The sequence below is a fragment of the Leisingera sp. ANG-M1 genome (assembly GCF_000813745.1).
Taxonomy (GTDB): Bacteria; Pseudomonadota; Alphaproteobacteria; order Rhodobacterales; family Rhodobacteraceae; genus Leisingera.
Map to the genome: position 1 here is coordinate 106,615 of NZ_JWLC01000020.1, position 20,628 is coordinate 127,242.

Here is a 20,628-nt window from a genome sequence, read left to right on the forward strand (position 1 = left end):
CGGAACTTTCGCCCGCATTGGCGCGCTGTGCAATTTTGAATTTCCCTTTTGTGCTCCGCTGCCTATCCTCCGTGCCGGAAAGGGGAGGCTATGCGCGTGATCTGGCTGGCGATTTTTACGGTTCTGGGCACCGCGGCAGCGGCGGAAAGCTGGCGTCTGCAAATCCCGCGCACGCCGTTTGATTACGAAAGCGGCTATGAAACCGCGGCTTACCAGCCCTTGGAGAAAGCGGCACAGGCGTGGCGGCTGTGCATCGCCTATCCGCACCTCAAGGATGCCTACTGGCTAAGCGTCAATTACGGGATGGTGGCCGAAGCCGCCCGGCTGGGCGTCTCCTTCAAGCTGGTGGAGGCTGGCGGATACCCTAATTTGCAGCGTCAGATCGACCAGGCCGAGGCCTGCGTGGCAGCAGGTGCGGATGCGCTAGTCCTTGGGACCGTCTCCTTCGCGGGTCTTACCAGCACTGTCGAGCGTATTGCGGCCGACGTTCCGGTGATCGCCGCGGTGAACGATATTGCGGATTCCGGCATTGCGGCAAAGGCCGGCGTGTCCTGGACCGAAATGGGTGCCATGGCCGGCCGGGTCATTGCCGCGCGCCATCCCAAAGGCTCGGCGCCAGTCAAGGTGGCCTGGTTTCCCGGGCCGGAACACGCAGGCTGGGTGGCGTTTGTAGAGCAGGGCTTCCGCGCGGCACTGGCGGATAGCTCGGCCGTTGTTGCGGCGACAAAATACGGCGACACTGGCCGGGAAATCCAGGTCCGGCTGGTCGAAGAGGCCCTGGATGAGGTGCAGGATCTTGACTACATCGCCGGCTCAGCCCCCGCCGCCGAGGCCGCTGTTTCGGTGCTGCGGGCGCGGGGCCTGCAGGACAAGGTGAAGATCGTTTCGGATTACATGACCCATGCAGTCTACCGGGGAGTACTGCGCGGCCGGATTATTGCGGCGCCGACAGATTTCCCGGTGCTGCAAGGGCGGCTGGCGATAGAGATGGCTGTGCGGGCAATCGAAGGTGAGCTGCACATCAAACATGCCGGTCCGGAAATCCGGGTTTTCGAACAGCAGTCGTTGACCGCGGATGCGCTGGAGCAGTCTCTGGCGCCGGCGAGTTTTGTGCCGGTTTTCGACTTCCGCCCTCAGCAATGACCGGGTGGCCGGCGGCAGGGTGCCGGGCGGGGCGCCGCGCCTGGCGGAGCCAAAGGTTTACGGTCCGCCAGAAGTTCCCGGGCGCAGCTGGGCCGCCGCCGCAAAATAGTGGAGGAACAATTCGCGCTCGGCGGTGATGTCCAACTTCGCATAGATTCGGCGCTTGTGGTTCTTGATATTGCCAACGGACAGCCCCAGCATATCGGCAATTGCGCTGTTGCCGTGGCCTTGCAGGATCAAGGCGGCAATGTCGCGCTCCCTGGGGGTCAGGCCGTTCTGCCCGGCCCAGTCGTCATAGGATTGCAGCGGTGCCTGGTTGCGGCCGTCGGCGGGAGGCAAGGTCCAGACGAAGTAATCCTGCAGGCCGAAGTCCCCGGCAATGCTGGTGCAAGTTCCAACGGTATCCGGAGTATGCTGGGCACGCCATTCATTGGTCACCCAGATTGTCGCGCCGGTGCAGCTGGTGAGCCGCAGCGGCCGCCCGAGCGACGGGGACGCGGCAATGCCCTGGCCGGTCAGCAGCAAGCCGCGGATGTGCTGGCGGTAAAGTTCCGCGGCGGTTGCAAACAGGTCTTGCAGGGCTGCGATGTCGCCCTGCGTGAACTGGCCGCTGCGCTTGTTGTAGAACAGAGCAACGGAATCCCCGTCCACTTCGGGCAGCATGAGGCCGATTTCATCAGTGACGCCGATTTGCGGCAGGAAGGTGTCCTTGTAGCGCTGAAAGCGCTTGGTCCCTTTTGAAACGCAGGACAGGGCAACAACCCCGGGCTGGCGGGTGCGGGCCCAATGGTCCGCATAGGGGTCGCAGGCGGCGTATTCGGACAGGTAGAGCTCGGCCAGGTGCGAAGGAAAGCAATGCGAATGGACCAGGAAACAGGGCGGGTTGCGCACCGAATAGCGCACCATAGTTATGAAATCATGCGGAACCGCAGTACCTGCCGCGTCTGCGAGGTGTTTCTCGAAATGCGCTGTGCCCATGGCGGCTATCGCCTTGGGCAAGGCTGCCAGAAAGGCCATTAGTCTCCTCCGCTGCCTTGCACTGGATCCTCCCCCAGCGCGGCCCCCTTCAAACGCAGATAATAGGGCAGGTGATGCTCGAGATAGTCCAGCAGCCTGGGCTCTTTGCGGGCCAGGGCAAAGAATTTGCGCTCCTGTCCGGCGATTTCCTCCAGCGTCAGCGGGCGGATTGCGCGGGAGCTGCTGACGTCGCCGTGCCAGCCGTCCACCTGCTGCCAGTCCTTGGGGTTTTCGTTTTGCCAGTCAAAGGCCGCCTCGGAAAACTCCAGCCCGATCTTTTCCCACATCCGGGCCAGGGTGCCACGAGTGTCGCTGCGCACCGCTTCGGCCTCAATCACGAGGGGATCGTGGCCGGCCTGTTTGAGGCCGGTGTAGTGGCGCCACTGGGCTTCCAGGCCGATTTCCTCAAGCGTCAGATCCGGGTCCAGTTTATAATAGGAGGGGATCGAGGCGATGGGGTTGCGGATCAGGAAGCAATTGACCAGCCGGTCGCGGAAGGCGGCGTCCTGCAGGATGCGGGGCATCACGTAATAGCTCATGTCCTTGAAAAACACCGGCTTCTGTTCAGCCCGTTCCAGCAGCATGTCGCGGATTGCCTCGTAGGAGACCGGATGGCCGGGCTGCACGTCGAAATGCGGCATCCGGCGGACCTGGCGGCTGACGTAATAGTCATACATGAAGGGCTCATGGGCGCAGTCAAGGTCGCCGCGCTCGCGCATCACCCGTTCCATCGCGGTCGACATTGAGCGCGGATGCGACCACAGCGCGATAATCTTGTTCATCGGTTGCTCCCTAGGCTGGTTGTCCGGTTCCGGCAGGCTGGCACAAAAGGCGGCGCGGCGGAGGGTGCCTAAAGACACTATGCGCAAATTCCGCCGCCGGTCTCTGCCTTGAACCACTCTATCAGGCGCCGCCCGGCCTCATGCCCGCCCCATTGCGGCAGATGCACCAGGCGGTAGCTGCCCTTGGTCCGCAGCGGTGCGGCCTCCAGAGACTCGAGCCATCCATTTTCCTGATAGGGGCCCAGCAGCTGGCGCCAGGCCAGGGCGATGCCTTTGCCTTCGGCGGCGGCCTGCAGGCAGAAGGCATAGTTGCGGAAGAAATAGGTTTCCGGCGGCGGACTGTAGGGAAGCCCCTGGGCGGCAAACCATTCGCGCCAGGAGATCCAGCCCTCCTCACCCTCATCCAGATGGATCAGCGGCTGCTGCAGCAGCCAGCCGGACCGGTCCCGGGGGGCGAGCACCTGCCAGGCGGCCCGCAGGCCGGGGGCGGCGACGGGCACCACCTCCTCTTTGAACAGGGGAGTGCCGGGTGGGTCTGAATCCTCGCTGCAGTAGCGGACTGAGAAGTCGATTTCCTCCGGATCGAAGGCGTTGTTGCTCTCGGATGTGACGATTCTGATTTCCCATTCCGGAAACAGCGCCTTGAGCCGTGAAAACCGCGGCATGATCCAGAGGTGCGAAAACCCGTGGGTGCAGCCGATAGTCAGCACTTTGGGGGCCTCCTGCCTGCGGCATTCCGTCATGGCGGCAAAGATTGCATCGGTGCCGTCGCGGGCCGCCGCAAACAGCAGCTGGCCTGGGGATGTCAGCGCGATCCGGTTGTTTTTGCGGTCAAACAGGCGGCAGCCGAGCTGGCCCTCGAGGTTGGCGATATGGCGGCTGACCGAGGGCTGCGAGGTGCCGAGCGCGCGTGCCGCGCGCGAGAAACTGCCCAGGCGCGCGGCGCTTTCAAACACCAGGACCGCGTTCATGACCGGCTGAAGGCTGCGTTCTTTGTCCATAACGCCAGGCTATAGGCTGCATCGGATTTTTCAAGCTGTCGGAGGTGAAACCCCACCGCTAACCTGCGGCGCAAGAGACCTGGTGAAACCAACCGATCCGGTGACCGTATGACCGAAGAACTGACCTTTCCCAATGGTATCCGCCTGCTGGCTGCCTGGCAGCGCGGCGAGCCCGGTGCCGCCAAGCGGCTGCGTGAAATCATGGACGCTGCCATCGACGGCGAATATGACGCGCAGTTCCGCACTCCGCCGCCAACGGACCGGGTGAACCTGGGCGGCTCGGTCAATATGACCACGCTCAGCCTGCTGCATGACCTTTACGGCTTTGATTCCATGGAGGTTTACCGGGGCGATGCCGACCGCTATGTGCGTACCACGATGATGACCCGGCTGCTCTTGGGGATGAACAAGATGTACATCAGCTGGGCGGTTTATGCGCTGGCGGCTGAGGCGCTGGGGCAGGAAACCATGTACCCCGACAAGTTTCCGCCCGGCGCCGACCCGGACCAGCCGCTGCTGAACCGGGACAACTGGCATCTGCTCAGCACCCCGGATTTCGACAGCGGCGTGGCCGGGCATATCCGCGATCTGGTGGATTCCTACACCCGCATCACCGGGCTGGAGCCGATCCTGCAGATCTCGGCGCCTTATAACATGGCGGCAGACATCTATGGCCAGGAGCCGCTCCTGGGCGAGCTGATCAACGACCCGGAATTTGCCAACAAGCTGCTCGACCATATCGTCGACACCGTGCACAAGCCCTGGATCGACCACCACATGGCGCGCCATCCGAACGGCTGGGTGGAACTGTCGGACGCCTCCGGCTCGCCGTTCTTCATCGGGCCGGAGAACTGCAAGAATTTCTCGATCCGCGCGATCCGCCGCCTCAAGGAGGAAAACCCTTGGGGCCACCGGGTTTATGACGCCAATTACCGCGGTGACTATGTGGCGACGGTAGAGAAGAAGGACCGCCGCAGCGCCCGCAAGGAGCGGCGGGCGGCCGCGCCCAAGGTGGATCTGGCGGCGCTGACCGCAGAGAAGCATAAGATCTGCGAGGATTACGTGATCCGCCTGCATGACGATCTGGTGCCGGTCGACTTTTACGCTTCTGAGGCGATCAAACAGCGTGTGCCCTTCTTTGCCGGCGTCGGCTCGGCCGAAGTGGACCGCAACGGCATTGCCGATCTGGAGGCGGCCAAGGCTGATCTGGACCGCCGCACCCGTGAAAAGGTGCGCGAGGTCCGCCGGGTGGCCCATGCGATCCGGGCCGGGGGCTATACAGAGCAGATGCCGCCCTGGCCGGGCACGCTCTATTTCGAAGATATCAGTGGCGAAGCCAGTTTTGATCTGGTTGAAACGGCGATACGGGCGGGCCTCGAGGAAGGCGCGCTTTGATCTGACCCGGCCAATTTCAGAAGGTCCGCCTATGACGCTTCACGCCCATATCCAGCCGCTGCCGCCCTTGAGCCAGTGCCGCATCCTGATCTGCAATGATGATGGTTTCGACAGCGAAGGCATCCGCATCCTGCTGGAGGCGGCGCGGCGGCTGGCGGACGATGTCTGGCTGGCCGCTCCTGCCAGCAACCAGTCGGCCCGCAGCCGCGCCTATTCCATCGCCCGTGACGTGACCGTGCAGCAGCTGGACGAGCGCCGCTTTGCGGTGGCGGGCACGCCGGTCGACTGCGCCATTGTGGGGTTGAACGGTCTCATTCCGGGCAAGCGCCCCGATCTGGTGCTGAGCGGTGTCAACGAGGGCACCAATCTGGCCGAGGACATTCCCGCCTCGGGCACCATCGGCGCCTGCCTGGAGGCCGTGGATCAGGGTGTCCCGGCCATCGCCTTCAGCCAGGTCGGCACCTACAAGGCCTCGGAAAAGGGCAGCTGGCTGGCAGCGGAGTCCTTGCTGCCGGATTTGCTGCCCAAACTTGCGGCGCAGCTCGGGCCGGACGTTCCAATGCTGAACGTCAACTTCCCGCAATTGCGGTCAGCGGATGCGTTGAAGGGCGTCAAGGTGACGGCGTCGGGCCGCCGGAAAGACCCTGTGCATGTGCAGCAAAGGGCCGGAAGCACACCCGGCGAAAGCATCTTTTACTTTGATCTCTTGCGGGATGACGTGCCGCGGGTCCCGGAAGGGGATATCCATTTCGCGCTGGATGGCTATGTGACGGTCACTCCTCTGTCATGGACGCTGACAAATCAGCAGGGTCTGGATCGGATTGACCTGTAGCCTAGCCTGGAGGCCGGCCAGGCTTCAGGTGTAAGCTGCCACAGGGGCGCCTAGCACGCTGAAGTCGGGAACGATCCCCAGGCCGGGACGGTCCGGGGCGGTCATCTTGCCATTTACGCGCTGCGGTGCCCCCGAGGCGATTGTCACCGTTCCATAACTGTTGAAGTCTGTGGCCGAGAAACAGAACTCTTCCGGCGTCGAGCGCGCTAAATGCGCAATCGCTGCGGTGGTAATGTCGCCGCCCCAAGTGTCCTCGATAGTCATCGGGATGCCTGAGGCCACGCATAAGTCGCGCATCAGTTTCGCACGGGTCAGGCCGCCGACCTTGGAGATCTTGAGGTTGATCACGTCCATCGCGTCCTCAGCAATACCCCGCACCAGCATGCCTGTGCCGTCAATCATCTCGTCCAGTACAAAGGGCAGGCCGGTGCGGCGGCGGATCGAGACGCTTTCCTCGTAGGTGGGGCAGGGCTGTTCGATATAGACATCAAGATCCTGCACCGCTGCAACGACCCGTGCCGCCTCGTGCCGGGTCCAGCCGGTGTTGGCGTCGGCGACCAGCAGGTCCGACGGTTTCAGCGCGGCGCGGGTGGCCCGGATGCGGTCAATATCGTCATTGGCCGCGCCGCCTACCTTGAGCTGGAACTTGGTGTAGCCCTCAGCCGCATAGCCTTCGATCTTGGCGGCCATCTGCTCGGGGCTTTCCTGGCTGATCGCCCGGTACAGAGAAATCTCGTCCTGAGCAGCCCCGCCTAACAGATTGTAGACCGGCTGGCCGGTTGCCTTGCCCAGCAGGTCCCAGCAGGCGATATCAACCGGCGCCTTGGCATAGGGGTGGCCGCGCAAGGCCGCGTCCATCCGCCGGTTGATGCCGCCGATGTTGAGCGGATCCTGCCCGATCAGATGCGGCGCCAGCTCCTGCAGCCCGGCCCGCACACCCAGCGCAAAGGACGGCAGATAGGCCGAGCCCAGCGGGCAGCATTCAGCGTATCCGGTCAGCCCCTCATCGGTCTCAATGCCGATAACCGTGCTGTCGAAGACATCGATGTAATTGCCGTTGGACCAGCTGTAGCGGCCTTCCTTCAGCGGCAGGTCAACCTGCCAGACCTTGATCGCGGTGATTTTCATGGGCCGCTTCCTCACTTCACCTTTGACAGGAATTTCTGCAGATGCTCCGACTTCGGCGCGCCGAAAAGCTCTTCGGGCGGGCTGATTTCCTCCATGATGCCCTGGTGGAAAAACGCCACCCGGTCCGAGACTTCGCGGGCAAAGCCCATTTCATGGGTGACGCAGATCATAGTCATGCCCTCCTCAGCCAGCAGCCGCATGGTATCCAGCACTTCGCCCACCAGTTCCGGATCCAGCGCCGATGTGGCCTCGTCGAACAGCATGTAGCTGGGCTCCATCGCCAGGGCGCGGGCGATGGCCAGGCGTTGCTGCTGGCCGCCCGACAGGGCCAAGGGGTAATTGTTCAGCTTGTCGCCCAGGCCGACATGCACCAGCTGCTGCTCGGCAATCTCGCGTGCCCGGGCCTTGTCCAGCCCGCGCACGATGCGCGGCGCCAGCGCCACGTTTTCCAGCACCGTCAGATGCGGGAAGCTGTTCCACTGCTGGAACACCATGCCCAAATTCTGGCGCAGCGTGTTGATGTTGGTGCCCTTGGCATGCACGTCGGTGCCGTCCACCAGCACGCTGCCCTGCTGAATCGCCTCCAGCGCGTTGATGCAGTAAAGCAGCGTCGACTTGCCGGAGCCCGAGGCGCCGATGACACTCAGCACCTCGCCCTTTTCAACATCCAGGTTGATGCCTTTCAGCACATGCAGAGCGCCGAAATACTTATGCAGATCGCGGATTTCGATCATTGAGTCCACCTCTTTTCAAGCCGCGCGGCGTAGTGGGAAATCGGATATGACAGGGCAAAGTAGAACGCCCCTGCGATGGCCAGGATCAGGAAGGTTTCCTGGGTGCGGGTGATCAGGATCTGGCTGGCTTTGAGCAGCTCGACATAGCCCAGCACCGACACCAGGGCGCTGTCCTTCATGACGCCCAGTGCGACGCCGATCCAGGCCGGGAACACGGCACGCAGACCGATGGGCCAGACCACATACCGCATGTCCTGCCAGTAGCTCATGCCCAGGCTGCGGGCGGCGCGGCGCATCGGGCCGCCCACGGCCTCGATCCCAGCCTGCGCCACCGTGGCCACATTGGCCGAGGTGTAGACGACCAGCACAATCAGCCCGGCCTCAAACGGGTTCAGCCGCAGCCCGATCATCGGCGCAAAGTTGAAGAACAGCACCAGCTGGATGATCAGCGGCACCGAGCGGAACACATCCAGCACCGGCGCCAGAGTCAGCGCTCCTGCCCTGCGGCTAACGCTGAGCAGCCAGCCGAAGACAACGCCCATGGCACTGCCGAAGGTGATGGCCAGGATGGAAATCCACATAGATTTGAGTGCGGCTTCGCCGAGGAACCAGAGATCGTTCAGCGTGAAGCCGGAAAAGAAAGTTGCGGTAGGTTGCATGCCGGCCCTTCCTCAATATCTGAACAGGCGCACGGCCAGCAGCCGGGAAGCGCCCAGGATGAGCTTGACGATCACGTAGTAGATCACCGCGGTAACCGCGAAATACTCGAAGATCCGGAAGGTCTTGGAGGCAAAGAACTGGGTTTCGCCCGACAGTTCGCGGAACCCCACCAGCATGCCCAGCGACGAGATCAGCACCGCCCAGACCATCTGGTTGGTGATCGGCAGATAGACGATGCGCAGCACCTGCGGGATGACGATCCGGGTATAGGCCTGAAACGCCGTCATGCCGAGGCTGCGGGAGGCGCGGATCTGGGTCTCCGGCACGGCGCCGAAGCCGCCGCGGAAGTTTTCCGCCAGATAGCCTGCGTTGTTGAAGCTCAGCGCCAGGAGCACGATCATATACGGGCTCAGATGCAGCCCGAATGAGCCGAGCCCGAAGCCGAAGAAGAACAGCTGGAACAGCGCCGGCGTGTTGCGGGCCAGCTCGACCCAGGCCGAGGCCAGCCATTTGACCGGCCCGGTCATATGCAGCCGGATCAGCGCCAAGCCCAGCCCGATCACGATGCCGAAGACGATGGAGATGGCAGCGACCTGCAGGGTCAGCAGCGACGCCTCCAAGAGCTCGGGCAGCGCCTTGATCACCGGTTTCCAGTGAAAGTTGTAGTCCACGGGTCTACTCCCTTTGGAACCGCTCCCCGGCCCGATGGCGGACCGGGGAGCGCGGGTGCCGGATCAGTAGTAGACGCCGGGAATGCGCAGCTCGGGCGCTTCACCGCCGACATATTTGCCCCACAGCTCCTGGTAACGGCCGGAGCGCACCTGATGGGTCACAAACAGGTTGAGGTAGTTAAGCCAGGTGACATCGGTGCGCGGGCCGACAACCGAGGTGTAATCGGTACCCCAGGGCATCCGCGGGCCTGCCACCAGGCTGTCATACTGCTGGGTCACCGGCAGCACTGCAGTATTGGTTGTGATGCCCGCATCTGCCTTGCCCTGAGCCACCGCCAGAAAGACTTCGTTTTCGGACTGGTAGCCCTGGTAGTTGCCCTCTTCGCCCCATTCCTTGGCGATCTTCAGCCATTCCTGCTCGGGGACGGTGCCGACAGCCGCCGCCACCCGCTTGCCGCGCAGGTCCTCAAAACTTTGGATGCCGGTGTCGGCGCCAACCACGACCTGCGCATAGTAGATCGCATAAGGTACCGAGAAGCCCACGGTCTTGGCACGCGCCAGCGAATCCGAGGTGCCGCCGAACACCACATCGGCGCGGTTGGTGACGATCACCGGCAGCCGTTCGGCCCAGGTCACCGGAATGATTTCCGCCTCAACCTCCAGCGCTGCTGCCAGGTCAGTGCAATAATCGACGTCAAACCCGGCCGGGTTGTTGTTGGCATCGCGGTAGCCGATCGGAGGGAAATCCAGCACCACACCGCAGCGCAGCACGCCCTCGTCGATCACATCGTCCAGCTTGTCCGCTGCCGCGGCGCCGGCACCAAGCCACAGCGCTGCGGCGGCTGCAGTCAGGATCTTTGTTGCTTTGATCATTTCTCTTCTCCCTGTGTCCACCGGCGTTCCGGTGCAATGGGGGCCTGAGTATCAAGTTGAGCGCAATTTGTCGACATTTTAGTCGACAAATAAGTCGACAGGAAACCGGCAAAATTGGAAGGCGACCTCTTATGCGTTGATAAAAAACAAAAAAGCGCGCCCATTGGCGCGCCCTTACCTTGCTTCATTTCAGGAGATTCACCTCCGGCGGGTCTTAATATTCCACCGAATACCCGGTCATTTGCCGGCTGCCGAGGTAGCTGAGGAATCGCTGCTGCATCTCGATGGTGTGCTCGCGGGCATAGCGCTCGGCCCGCTCCGGATCCCGGGCTTCGATGGCGGCGATCAGATTGTCGTGGCCGCCCAGCAGCTCAACCGGCAGCACATCGCCGTAGGATTTGAAATACAGCCGCAGGAACCGGCGCCCGTCGTCCAGAAGCTGGGCATAGGCCTCTTCCAGGTACTTGTTGTTGGTGGCCTGGGCGATGGCGACATGGAAATCGCGGTTGCACAGGATCATGCCCAGCACATCATTGGCCTTCACCGCATCGACAAACCGCTGCTGTGCCTCTTTGATCAGCTCCAGCCCGCGGTCGCTGCGCACCTCTGCGGCCAGCCGCGAGGCGGCGCGCTGCACCAGGTCCAGCGTGTCGACATATTGCGGAAACTCCTGGATCCGCAGCTGGGCAACAATGGTGCCCTTGTTGGGCAGGGTCTGCAGCAGCGACTCCGACACCAGCCGCACCAAAGCCTCCCGCACCGGCGACCGCGACACCCCGAATCGCGTCGCCAAACGCGACTCATCCACCAGCTCTCCGGGCTGCATTTCCAGCGACAGGATTTCATCCCTGAGCGTCTCGTAAATCGTCAGGGCGCCAAAGCCGCGCGCATTTTTCCGTTTGTCTGTTGCCATTTATCCAACCCGCCTTTCGGCTTCACTATCCCATCTGACAGGTCTGAATTCAAGCTGGACATCCCTGGCCGTCTTTGTTGTATATTGTTTGTCGGCAAGTTTGCATACAAACCGCCGGCATGGCGAACAGGAGAAACAGAATGCGCTTCACCGGAATCTACACCCCGATCATCACCCCGTTCCTCGACGACGGATCGATTGATTGGGACGGCTACGCGGACGTCATCGAATGGCAGATCGAAAACGGCGTGGCCGGGATTATCGTGGGCGGCTCCACCGGCGAGTTTTACGCGCTGTCCAAGGAAGAGCGGATCCAGCAGTTCCGCTTTGCTGCTGAGCGGATCAACGGCCGGGTGGAGCTGATGGCCGGCGTCAACGACATCCGGGTCGAGGAATGCCTGGAGATTGTTGCAGCAGCGAAAGAGGCTGGCGCCCAGTCGCTGCTGGTGGCGGCACCGCCCTATTCGCTGCCCTCCGAGGCCGAGCTGGCGCATCATGTACTCAAGATCGCCGAAGCAGGGCTGCCGATCATGCTCTACAACTACCCGGGCCGCACCGGCGTTGAGATGGGCGAGGAGTTCCTGTCGATCGTGTCGCAAAACCCGCTGGTCTGCGCGATCAAGGAATCCAGCGGCGACTACAGCCGCCTGCCTTTTCTGGCCCGCAACTACCCCGGCATCGAACTGGTTGTCGGCGGCGAGGAGCAGGTGCTGGAGTTCGCCGCCTGGGGCGCCAAGGCCTGGGTCTGCGCCAGCGCCAATATCTTCCCGGCGGAATGCGTGAAGTTTATGGAAATCGCCGCCAGCGGCGCCGATCAGGCGCAGGCACGGCAGCTGATGGCCGCCTTCATGCCCCTGATGGGTATTCTCGAACAGGGCGGCAAGTTCCTGCAATGCGTCAAACACGGCTGCGCCGAACAGGGCCGCCCTTCTGGCATCGTGCGGCCGCCGCTGCTGCCGATGGACGACGCGCTGAAGCAGGAGATGAGCGGCATCACTGCCGCCACACGCCAGGACGTGAACGCAATCCTCAACGCAAAAGGCTGATCCCATGTCCGATCTTTTGACCAAGGAAGACTATCAGGCGGTGGCCGCGGGGCTCAGCCTGCCCACCGAAGCCTTCCTCAACGGCGCCTTCCGCAAGCCTAATGCAGGCAAGACCATGAAGACCGTCAACCCGGCCACCGGCCAGGTGCTGGCGCAGATCTCGGCCTGCGACGCATCCGATGTCGACGATGCGGTGGCCGCCGCCAAGGCCGCCTTCGAGGGCGGCAGCTGGTCGCAGCGCCATCCGGGTGAACGCAAGGCAGTGCTGCTGCAGCTGGCGCAGCTGATAGAGGACAATCAGACCGAACTGGCGGTGCTGGAAAGCCTGGAAAGCGGCAAACCGATCAGCGAATGCGTGCAGACCGATCTGCCGGAAACCATCAGCACCATTCGCTGGCACGCCGAGGCGATCGACAAGCTCTATGATCAGGTGTCGCCGGCCAACGCAGACGGTATCGGGCTGATCGTGCGCGAGCCGCTGGGGGTGGCGGGCTGTGTGCTGCCCTGGAACTTCCCGCTGATGATGCTGGCCTGGAAGATCGGCCCGGCGCTGGCGGGCGGCAACAGTGTGGTGGTGAAACCGGCCGAACAGACCTCTATGACTGCGCTGCGGGTGGCTGAACTGGCGCATCAGGCCGGCATCCCGGCGGGCGTGCTGAACGTGCTGCCGGGCCTCGGTCCGGATGTGGGCGAGCCGATGGGGCGCCATCCGGATATCCAGGCGCTTTCCTTCACCGGCTCGACCGAGGTCGGGCGGCTGTTCCTGGAGTTCTCGGCACAAAGCAACCTCAAGAAAGTGATCCTGGAATGCGGCGGTAAGAACCCCGCGGTGGTGCTGTCGGATGCCGGCAATCTGGACGCTGTGGCCGAACACGCGGTCTTTGCCGCGCTGTGGAACATGGGGCAGAACTGCACCGCCAACTCGCGGCTGATCGTGCACAAGGATCTGGCGGGCGAGCTGCTCGCCAAGGTGCAGGAGAAGCTGGCAGAGTGGCACACCGGCGATCCGCTGGAGCCTTCCAACCAGCTGGGCGCCATCATCTCGCAGGAGCAGTACGGCAAAATCCTTGGCTACATCCAATCGGCCAAGGATCAGGGCGCCGAACTGGCGGCCGGCGGCAAGGCCATCGAACGGGACGGCGGGTTGTTCATCGAGCCGACGCTGTTCACTGGTGTCACGCCGAGCATGACCATCGCCCAGGAAGAAATCTTTGGCCCGGTCTTTGCGATGATGGTTGTCGGCAGCGACGAGGAGGCCATCAAGCTGGCCAATGACACCTGCTACGGGCTGCAGGCCTCGCTTTACACGTCCAATGTGACCAAGGCGCATAAATACGGGCGGATGCTGCAGGCGGGCACGGTCTCGGTGAACTGCTACGGCGAAGGTGACATCACCACGCCCTTCGGCGGCTACAAGCTGTCGGGCTTCGGCGGCCGCGACAACTCGCTGATGGCGCATGACCAGTACACCGAGACCAAGACGCTGTGGATCGACATCAGCGCCGATCCGGCGGCCTGATCCTAAGACTGTACTGGCTGGCGGCCCTACGCTGCCAGCCGGCACCCCGAAAGATTGCACTGAACAGGCCCAGCCAAAAGGACGTCAGCATGCGCTGGAAAAAGACAATCACTATGGTCGAGGCTCATGCAGAGGGCGAAGTCGGCCGCATCGTCACCGGCGGCGTCCTGGACGTGCCCGGCCGGACCATGCTGGACAAGATGAACCACATCAACCAGGTGGACGACAGCCTGCGCCGCTTCCTGGTGAACGAGCCGCGTGGCTGCGCCCAGATGAGCACCAACCTGCTGCTGCCCAAAACCCACTCGGACGCCGACGCCGCCTATATGATCTTTCAGGGCGACAAGGCGCATGCGATGTCCGGCTCCAACAGCATCTGCCTGGTCACCGTGCTGCTGGAAACCGGCATGGTCGAGATGGTCGAGCCGGAAACCATTGTCACGCTGGAAACCCCCGCCGGGCTGGTGCGGGCGCGGGCCGCCTGCAAGGACGGCAAATGCGAGCGGGTGACCCTGGACATGCCGCCCTCTTACGCCGACCAGCTGGATGCGGTGGTCGAGGTTGAGGGGCTGGGCAAGGTCACCGTCGACATTGCTTTTGGCGGCATCTTCTACGGGCTGATCGATCCGGCGCAGTTCGGGTTGCGGATCACACCGGAGAACGCGCGCAAGCTGGTGGAGATCGGCTGCCGGGTACACCGGGCGATCAATGCCCAGCTGGAGGTGCGGCACCCGCAGCTCGAGGGGCTTGAGGGCATCTCCTACACGATGTTTGTCAGCCACGACGATGACGGCACCATGAAAGGCGCCACCATCCTACCGCCCGGGCGCATCGACCGTTCGCCCTGCGGCACCGGCAATTCGGCCCGGCTGGCCTGCATGCATGCGCGCGGCTTGGTCGCCGAGGGCTCCACCCATACCGCCCGCTCGGTCATCGACAGCACCTTTGAGGTGACCGTCACCGGCACAACCGAGGTCGCGGGCCGCCCGGCAATTCTGCCGCGTGTGTCCGGGCGCGGATGGGTGCATGGCATCCACCAGATCGGGCTGGATCCCTCCGACCCCTACCCGCTTGGCTATATGGTCGCCGACTGCTGGGGCGACGCCTTTGACTTGCTGAGCTGACCAGATGAGCACGAAATTCGAAACAGGCGCCTCCATCGCGGTGATCGGCGCCGGCATCGTTGGCGTGGCCAGCGCCTTTGACCTTGCCCGGCGCGGCTATGCGGTGACTGTGTTCGATCCGGCGCCGCCTGGCCAGGGCGGGCCGTCGTGGCGCAATGCCGGGCAGATCGGCGCCTCGGACCTGCAGCCGCTCAGCACCCCCGGCATTGCTCTGACCGGGTTGCGGATGATGCTGCGGAAAGACAGCCCGCTGAGCATCCCAGGCCTTGAGAAGCTGCGGCTGATGCCCTGGTTCTGGCGCTTCCTGGCCACCTCGCGCGGTGAAAACTACCGGAACGCCTGCTCGGCGATGAAAACGCTGGCGCGGCATGCCTTCGAGGACATGTCCGACATGCTGTCTGAGGCAGGCATCCTTGGCAAAATGCGCCGCTCCGGTGCCGGTTTCATCTATGACAGCGCCCAGAGCTTTGCCGCCAGCCAGCCCACCTGGGCGATGAAAGCCAAGGCCGGTTTTGCCGCATACCCGATGAACCGGCAGGACATTGCCGCCCGGTTGCCGGAGATGGATACGGCCTTCACCCACGGTATGCTCTCGGAAAACTGGGGCGATGTATCCGACCCGCTGGAGATCGTTCAGGATCTCGCCAAAGAGCTGCGCCGCCGCGGCGTTGCCTTCCGGGAGAACACTGTCACCGGGCTGACCCCAGCCGAAAAAGGGGTATCGGTGACGACCCCGGCGGGGATTGAGGTGTTCGACGGAGCGGTTGTCGCCGCGGGTATCGCCTCCCGGCAGTTCGCCAAGGCTTTGGGGGAGAAGCTGCCTCTGGTGGCCGAGCGCGGCTACAACCTGACCTTCCCAAACCCGGGCTTCAAACTGGAGTTGCCGCTGATCCTGCCGGACCGCGGCATCGCCATCACCCAGCTGGGCGAAGGGCTGCGGATCGGCGGCTGGGCGGAATATGCCGCCAATCCCGGCCGTCCGGAAAACAAGTCCTATTACCGGGCGCTGTCGCGGATCAGCTCGGAGATCTTCCCAGGCTTGAACCAAAGCGGCGCCATCGCCTGGATGGGCAACCGCCCCTCGCTGCCGGATTCGATACCGGTGATTTCGCGCTCCCTGCGCAGCACCCGCGTGTTCTACAATTGCGGGCACGGCCACTACGGGCTGTCCAATTCGGCCACCTCGGCCCGCATTCTGGGCACGTTGATCGCGGGCGCCGAGCAGCCGCCGGCCCATCGGGCTTTTACTCTCCGGCGCTTCAACTGACGCACCACAAAGCCACAGAAAGGGCCGCAGACCATGAGAATGGCAGGAAAGAATGCTGTCATGACCGCGGCGGGCGGCGGCACCGGCCGGGCCGCCGAGGGCGTAATCGTTTATGCCACCGATGTCGACTAGGCCGCTGGACAGCCAGCCGACCCGCGAAATGGCCATGCCCGAGGATATCGTGCCGATGATTGTCTACTTGGCCAGCGATGCATCCAAAATGGCCACCGGGCAGTTCTTCGTGGTTGATGGCGGGTGGATGATTTGATGGGTGGCGATCTGCGTATCGGGTTAATCGGGCTGGGCACCGTCTGAAACCGCACCCCGGTAGAGGCGCCTCTAGCCGAGGGCGCCACCGAATAACCCAGCGACGGCGAACTGGCCGCCACCAGTGGTGTGATCCTCCGCTGTCTGCCGGGTTCCGGCACCGTTGAGGGGGGCATGATGGAGGTCCTCAGCCCTGGAAAGACCCTGATCAATACCGGCACGTCTTTGCTGCAGCCGACCAAACAGTTGGCACAGGAGCTGGCTGGACGCAGCGTGGAATTCGCTGAAGCGCCTCTGACCGGCGGTATAGCGCAAGCTGCCGCCGGAAAGCTGGGCCATCATCCTGCGATTCCGCCAGTGCAAAGAAGTCACGCTGAATGTGATCAACAACCTGGGCGAGGATACCTCAGTCCACTGGCACGGGCAGATCCTGCCGTTCGGCCAGGACGGCACCCAAACAAAGCAGCATTCCCAGAAATGGAGCAACGGTTTGTGCGGGACGCGCCCCTTTCAGCACGTTGGAGACGTTTTGAGTGACATGCTCTTTCACATCAAAGTTGACCTTGACCGAAAACTCTCCCGGCAGGGGTGGTACCGGTCTGCCATGGGCACGCTGCCGGTCCCAGAAACATGCTTTCCACCTTGGCTGTTCAAGAAGCAGGCGCCGGAAACTGACATCGCCCTGCAGATCAGAGGAGGATGCACGTGCCAAAGCCTCATCAACCCGCGCTTCGGCAGCGGCCTGACTGTTTCGCAAATATTTCACGGCGCGAGCAAGCGAGTGCGTGGCTGGTTTCAGCGGACGGCGCGGTTCATCCCGCCATCCGACAGGATACTCTGGCCATTGATGTAACGCGCCCCATCGGATGCGAGGAAGACGCAGGCTTGTCCAATTTCTTCAAACGTGGCGGTGCGCTGCGCCGGAATGGATTTCCGTGCAAATTCGGACAGGTTTACGTTCTCGCAAAATCCGGGCAGCAGGTTGTTCATCCGGATATTGTGGCGGGCATAGCGGTCGCCATATAGCTTGGAGAAACTGTGCAATGCGCCGCGCAGCATGCTCATCGGGTAGGGCGCGCGCGGTTCAATTGTGTTCATTGACGAGATGTTCACAAAGGCTCCTCCGCCCTGTTTGATCAGGATCGGGGTGACAATGCGGGCAATCTTGACGACGTTCAGTACGTACATGTCCAGGCTTTCGTGCCACAGTTCGTCACTCAGTTCGAGCAGAGGGCCATCAAAGTCGGGGTCAAAGCCAACTGTTTTGATCGCCTCGGGCACAGAGCCGCCGTGCCCCATGTTGCTGACAATCGCGTCAATCCGGCCAAATTTACTCATCGTGCCGTCAACCATCGACTGCAGGTCGTCCGTGTCCAGTACCGAACCGCGCCGGCCGATGCCGCCCAGCTCTTCGGCCAGCTCGACGGACCGGTTGGAGGGCGACATCAGCGATACCTTGTATCCGGCCTTCGCCATCTCGATGGCACAGCCGCGGCCGATCCCCTGACCGGTGCCAGTCATCAATGCGACTTTCAGTTCGGACATTTTACTCTCCTTCGGCGGTTCCTGCCCACGCTGCGCGGGCCTTCCCCGCTGTTTCACGGTGCTTGGTGACGATACTGCCTTTTGCCGCCGGAAACCTATCGAGATTATGGAGTAAAGATGTTAGGTTTTCTCACATCATGGAAAATCTCAGACACCTGCGCGCCCTGCAAGCCTTTGACGAGACCGCGGCCCATTCCAGCCTGAGCAGGGCCGCAGATGCATTAAATGTCACGCATGGCGCCGTGAGCCGCCAGATCAAGCAGCTGGAACTGTACTTAGGCGTGGCCCTGTTCCACCGCCGTCCTAACGGGGTTGAATTGACCAAGGCCGGGGAGCGGCTGCATCAGTCCACAAGGCAGGCCTTCTCCGCTTTGCAGTTGGGTGTACTTGATGTGAAACGGTTGCATCGCAGACAGTCTCTCACGGTTTCCCTGTCGACTTCTCTGGCACTCAAGTGGCTGGTGCCCCGCTTGCCTTCCTTTTACAAAGCACATCCAGGCATTGCCTTGCTCCTGGACACCAATGACGCATTTACGGACTTTGATACCTCTGAAGTTGACGTTGCTCTGCGTTTCGGCGAGCCAGCATGGGAGGGCCTGTACCATGAGCAAATCGCACAGGAAGAGCTGATTGTCGTAGCCTCCCCTGCGCTTATCGGGGACACACCGTTGCCGATGCAGGCCGAGGCCATTTCCAACCTTCCCTTGTTGCACGACGCTTTCAATGTTGGCTGGGACAATTGGGCGGAGGAAGCCGGGATAAGCATGGATCAGATACAATCGCAGCAAACAAAATACGTTGACAGCGCGGTCTTGATTGAAGCCGCGCTGGATCGTCAAGGCGTAGCGCTTACCCGGCATCTGTTAGCGGCCCGGGACCTGGAGCGTGGGCGGCTGGTGCGGTTGGACAATTCCAGGGTCGCGCTGGACCGCGGACTGTTCTTTGTTTGCCGCCGCGGAGATCAGAACCGGGCAACGATCAGGATGTTTAAGAAATGGCTGCTTTCGATTTGAGCGGCCGGGGCTGGACGCACCATACTTATGTTGCTGAAACTGAATGCTATTCTGCAATGCTGGTCTGCCGGTGAGTAGTTTTTTGAGCCGTTGCAGTTTTTTAGGATTGGTGTAGGCATCCTCCGCTTTGCAACTCCTTCTATTTTCGCAAAGCGGCTGGGATGAAAAATCCTGACTGCCTTAGCATCGAAAGACCGGTTGGTCCCGCATAGGCATTGCTTGGGATGAAATGCTGCACCTGGTTGCCAATGGCGGCTTTGGCGATTGTTGTATGTTGTGACGAATGTCCGCAATGGGTCCGGATGCGCTGCTTAGCGCACCAATTTTCGAACAGTTGGGCCGCAACTTTGGCCATGTGTGTTTCATGCCGGCTGGAATGATTTACTGCCCGGCGCCACCCTCTCCTCATGCTAAAACGAGAACCAAACCCGGCTTGGCTGCCGATGCTCGGGGAAGTCGCCGCTTTGGTTAAACCTCAATTCGGAAGGGTCAGAACGCTGGTCAAGGTTGCGGTCGTTGCAAGCACGGCCAGTAGGATTGAGGCTTCAATTTCGATGGAGCGGGCGAGGCGGCTGCCGGCGTGCGCCTTGCCCTCCTGCAAAGCAGGAACAAGACGCAGCTTGTTCAAGGCCGCCAGGATCAGTACCGCGGAAATCAGCATCAGTTTGAGCAGCAGCATTTGGCCATAGCCTGTTGTCAGCAGCTGCTCCGGATGAGCCAGCAGCTGCCAGGCCATCAGCAGCCCGGCAAGGAACAGCCCCGGAACGATCACCATGGCGGCCTGTCCGAACCTGTGGCCGAGCAGTGCCGCGCGGTCCAGATGCTCAGGCCTGCGGGCCAGATCGCGCAGCGGGCTGAGAACGCCGAGCCAGAATGCGATGCCGGCGAGATGCAGGAACAGCAGCAGCTGCAGGCCCGGCTGCCCGGCCGCGGGAATATGGCCAATTCGGGTGAAGGACCAGAGCAGCAGCAACCCGCCGCTCAAGGAGATCCAGGGACCAGTTCGCTGGAAAAGCAGGCCCGTAAGAAGCAGCAAAGCGCCCGCAGCCCGGAAGACCAGCGCATTGCCGGCCGAGGTTTGCCAGAGCAGGCCCAGCATCTCGGGGTCGGCCATGCCGCCGGCGGTACCGGTCAGAGCGGCACCGCGCAGGGCAAAGCCAAACACTGCGGCTGCAAGGGCAGTTCCGGCCAGCACCGCGGTTTGCGCACGGATCCGGGCGTACAGCGGCTCGACCAGCCCCGGGTAGGCCATGCGGATCAGCACCAGACCTGTGGCCCAGGCCGCGCCAACGTACAGCATCAGCTTGACCAGCAGCGCGGCCGTCGCCCAGAAGTCCGGCATGTTCATTCCACCGTGAACTGGAACTCGCCCTGCATCGGATGCCCGTCAATGCCCAGCCCGCGCCATTCGATCCGGTAGGTGCCCTTTCCTGCGCCTTGGAAGGGGAAGCTGAAGCTGCGGGAAAAACTCTTCTGACCGCCGAGATCCAGTACCGCGGGGGCGCTGTCCTGATGGCTTGCTTCCACCCGGGTCAGGCGGATTTCATCTGCAAAATCAAAGGTGATTTCTGATGGCACCCCGGCGACCTGCGCACCGTCAGCGGGGGTCGTTGTGTCCACTTGGGAATGGGCAAGAGCAACAGAGGCAAAAGCGCTGAACGCCAGGCAGGCCGTGATGAGCTTCATTTAAGTGTCCCT

22 protein-coding genes and 1 pseudogene are annotated in these 20,628 nt (G+C 62.4%); 10 read left to right on the forward strand and 13 right to left on the reverse strand.

What is annotated here, in order from left to right:
* The first annotated feature begins 90 nt into the window (after positions 1 to 90).
* The gene (gene torT / locus RA19_RS17230; RefSeq protein WP_052261865.1) at positions 91 to 1,143 is read left to right on the forward strand and encodes a TMAO reductase system periplasmic protein TorT; all 1,053 of its coding nucleotides are present in this window, start codon (positions 91 to 93) and stop codon (positions 1,141 to 1,143) included.
* Positions 1,144 to 1,200: 57 nt separating this feature from the next.
* Here the strand turns inward: torT and RA19_RS27250 are convergent, their stop codons facing one another.
* From RA19_RS27250 to RA19_RS17245, 3 genes are all read right to left on the reverse strand, one after another.
* Positions 1,201 to 2,160, reverse strand: coding sequence for a helix-turn-helix domain-containing protein (locus tag RA19_RS27250; RefSeq protein ID WP_039164853.1), 960 nt, complete (start codon positions 2,158 to 2,160; stop codon positions 1,201 to 1,203).
* On the reverse strand, positions 2,160 to 2,942 hold the full coding sequence (locus RA19_RS17240; RefSeq protein WP_039164855.1) for a sulfotransferase-like domain-containing protein: 783 nt from the start codon (positions 2,940 to 2,942) through the stop codon (positions 2,160 to 2,162). Before RA19_RS17240 ends, RA19_RS27250 begins: the two co-directional genes overlap by 1 nt.
* A 77-nt stretch (positions 2,943 to 3,019) precedes the next feature.
* The gene (locus tag RA19_RS17245; RefSeq protein ID WP_052261866.1) at positions 3,020 to 3,943 is read right to left on the reverse strand and encodes a LysR substrate-binding domain-containing protein; all 924 of its coding nucleotides are present in this window, start codon (positions 3,941 to 3,943) and stop codon (positions 3,020 to 3,022) included.
* Between the two features lie 108 nt (positions 3,944 to 4,051).
* Here RA19_RS17245 and RA19_RS17250 point away from each other — a divergent pair, with 108 nt between their 5' ends.
* Together RA19_RS17250 and surE are read left to right on the forward strand one after the other, a co-directional pair.
* The gene (locus RA19_RS17250; RefSeq protein WP_039164858.1) at positions 4,052 to 5,338 is read left to right on the forward strand and encodes a hypothetical protein; all 1,287 of its coding nucleotides are present in this window, start codon (positions 4,052 to 4,054) and stop codon (positions 5,336 to 5,338) included.
* Between the two features lie 31 nt (positions 5,339 to 5,369).
* Complete coding sequence (gene surE, locus RA19_RS17255; protein WP_039164860.1) at positions 5,370 to 6,170, forward strand: 5'/3'-nucleotidase SurE; 801 nt, start codon at positions 5,370 to 5,372, stop codon at positions 6,168 to 6,170.
* Between the two features lie 24 nt (positions 6,171 to 6,194).
* Here surE and RA19_RS17260 read toward each other — a convergent pair whose 3' ends face one another.
* The 6 genes from RA19_RS17260 to RA19_RS17285 form a co-directional block, all read right to left on the reverse strand.
* A complete protein-coding gene (locus RA19_RS17260) occupies positions 6,195 to 7,298 on the reverse strand; it encodes a cis-3-hydroxy-L-proline dehydratase (RefSeq protein ID WP_039164861.1) in 1,104 nt (367 codons plus the stop codon).
* 11 nt (positions 7,299 to 7,309) lie between these two features.
* On the reverse strand, positions 7,310 to 8,032 hold the full coding sequence (locus RA19_RS17265; RefSeq protein WP_039164863.1) for an amino acid ABC transporter ATP-binding protein: 723 nt from the start codon (positions 8,030 to 8,032) through the stop codon (positions 7,310 to 7,312).
* Positions 8,029 to 8,691: an amino acid ABC transporter permease gene (locus tag RA19_RS17270; protein ID WP_039164866.1), complete on the reverse strand. Its 663-nt coding sequence runs from the start codon at positions 8,689 to 8,691 to the stop codon at positions 8,029 to 8,031. Before RA19_RS17270 ends, RA19_RS17265 begins: the two co-directional genes overlap by 4 nt.
* Before the next feature lie 12 nt (positions 8,692 to 8,703).
* Positions 8,704 to 9,363 (reverse strand): amino acid ABC transporter permease, encoded by a 660-nt coding sequence (locus RA19_RS17275; protein WP_039164869.1) that lies wholly within the window; start codon positions 9,361 to 9,363, stop codon positions 8,704 to 8,706.
* A gap of 63 nt (positions 9,364 to 9,426) precedes the next feature.
* Positions 9,427 to 10,236: a transporter substrate-binding domain-containing protein gene (locus RA19_RS17280; protein WP_039164872.1), complete on the reverse strand. Its 810-nt coding sequence runs from the start codon at positions 10,234 to 10,236 to the stop codon at positions 9,427 to 9,429.
* A 214-nt stretch (positions 10,237 to 10,450) separates the two neighbouring features.
* Entirely contained in the window at positions 10,451 to 11,149 is a 699-nt protein-coding gene (locus RA19_RS17285; protein WP_039164874.1) for a GntR family transcriptional regulator, read from the reverse strand.
* A gap of 140 nt (positions 11,150 to 11,289) precedes the next feature.
* Here RA19_RS17285 and RA19_RS17290 point away from each other — a divergent pair, with 140 nt between their 5' ends.
* The 6 genes and pseudogenes from RA19_RS17290 to RA19_RS27780 all read left to right on the forward strand — a co-directional run.
* On the forward strand, positions 11,290 to 12,195 hold the full coding sequence (locus tag RA19_RS17290; RefSeq protein ID WP_039164876.1) for a dihydrodipicolinate synthase family protein: 906 nt from the start codon (positions 11,290 to 11,292) through the stop codon (positions 12,193 to 12,195).
* A 4-nt stretch (positions 12,196 to 12,199) separates the two neighbouring features.
* Positions 12,200 to 13,714, forward strand: coding sequence for an aldehyde dehydrogenase (locus RA19_RS17295; RefSeq protein ID WP_039164877.1), 1,515 nt, complete (start codon positions 12,200 to 12,202; stop codon positions 13,712 to 13,714).
* Positions 13,715 to 13,803: 89 nt separating this feature from the next.
* Entirely contained in the window at positions 13,804 to 14,838 is a 1,035-nt protein-coding gene (locus RA19_RS17300) for a proline racemase family protein (RefSeq protein WP_039164879.1), read from the forward strand.
* 4 nt (positions 14,839 to 14,842) lie between these two features.
* Positions 14,843 to 16,105, forward strand: coding sequence for an NAD(P)/FAD-dependent oxidoreductase (locus RA19_RS17305; protein WP_039164881.1), 1,263 nt, complete (start codon positions 14,843 to 14,845; stop codon positions 16,103 to 16,105).
* Between the two features lie 121 nt (positions 16,106 to 16,226).
* Positions 16,227 to 16,373 (forward strand): SDR family oxidoreductase, encoded by a 147-nt coding sequence (locus RA19_RS26230; RefSeq protein WP_241479087.1) that lies wholly within the window; start codon positions 16,227 to 16,229, stop codon positions 16,371 to 16,373.
* A gap of 128 nt (positions 16,374 to 16,501) precedes the next feature.
* Positions 16,502 to 16,693: pseudogene (locus RA19_RS27780) on the forward strand (NAD(P)-binding domain-containing protein); the annotation flags it as partial.
* A gap of 85 nt (positions 16,694 to 16,778) precedes the next feature.
* Here RA19_RS27780 and RA19_RS27480 read toward each other — a convergent pair.
* Both RA19_RS27480 and RA19_RS17320 read right to left on the reverse strand, forming a co-directional pair.
* Positions 16,779 to 17,138 carry a hypothetical protein gene (locus tag RA19_RS27480; RefSeq protein ID WP_241479095.1) on the reverse strand — a complete coding sequence of 120 codons (360 nt, stop codon included), beginning with the start codon at positions 17,136 to 17,138 and terminating at the stop codon, positions 16,779 to 16,781.
* 29 nt (positions 17,139 to 17,167) lie between these two features.
* Entirely contained in the window at positions 17,168 to 17,917 is a 750-nt protein-coding gene (locus RA19_RS17320) for an SDR family oxidoreductase (RefSeq protein WP_039164889.1), read from the reverse strand.
* Positions 17,918 to 18,054: 137 nt separating this feature from the next.
* On the opposite strand from RA19_RS17320, the gene RA19_RS17325 reads away from it, so the two are divergent.
* Complete coding sequence (locus RA19_RS17325) at positions 18,055 to 18,930, forward strand: LysR substrate-binding domain-containing protein (protein ID WP_039164892.1); 876 nt, start codon at positions 18,055 to 18,057, stop codon at positions 18,928 to 18,930.
* A gap of 475 nt (positions 18,931 to 19,405) precedes the next feature.
* On the opposite strand, the gene RA19_RS17330 is transcribed toward RA19_RS17325, so the two are convergent.
* Together RA19_RS17330 and RA19_RS17335 are read right to left on the reverse strand one after the other, a co-directional pair.
* Positions 19,406 to 20,272 (reverse strand): copper resistance D family protein, encoded by an 867-nt coding sequence (locus RA19_RS17330; protein WP_039165082.1) that lies wholly within the window; start codon positions 20,270 to 20,272, stop codon positions 19,406 to 19,408.
* Between the two features lie 2 nt (positions 20,273 to 20,274).
* Positions 20,275 to 20,616, reverse strand: coding sequence for a copper resistance CopC family protein (locus RA19_RS17335; protein WP_039164894.1), 342 nt, complete (start codon positions 20,614 to 20,616; stop codon positions 20,275 to 20,277).
* Positions 20,617 to 20,628: the final 12 nt, after the last annotated feature.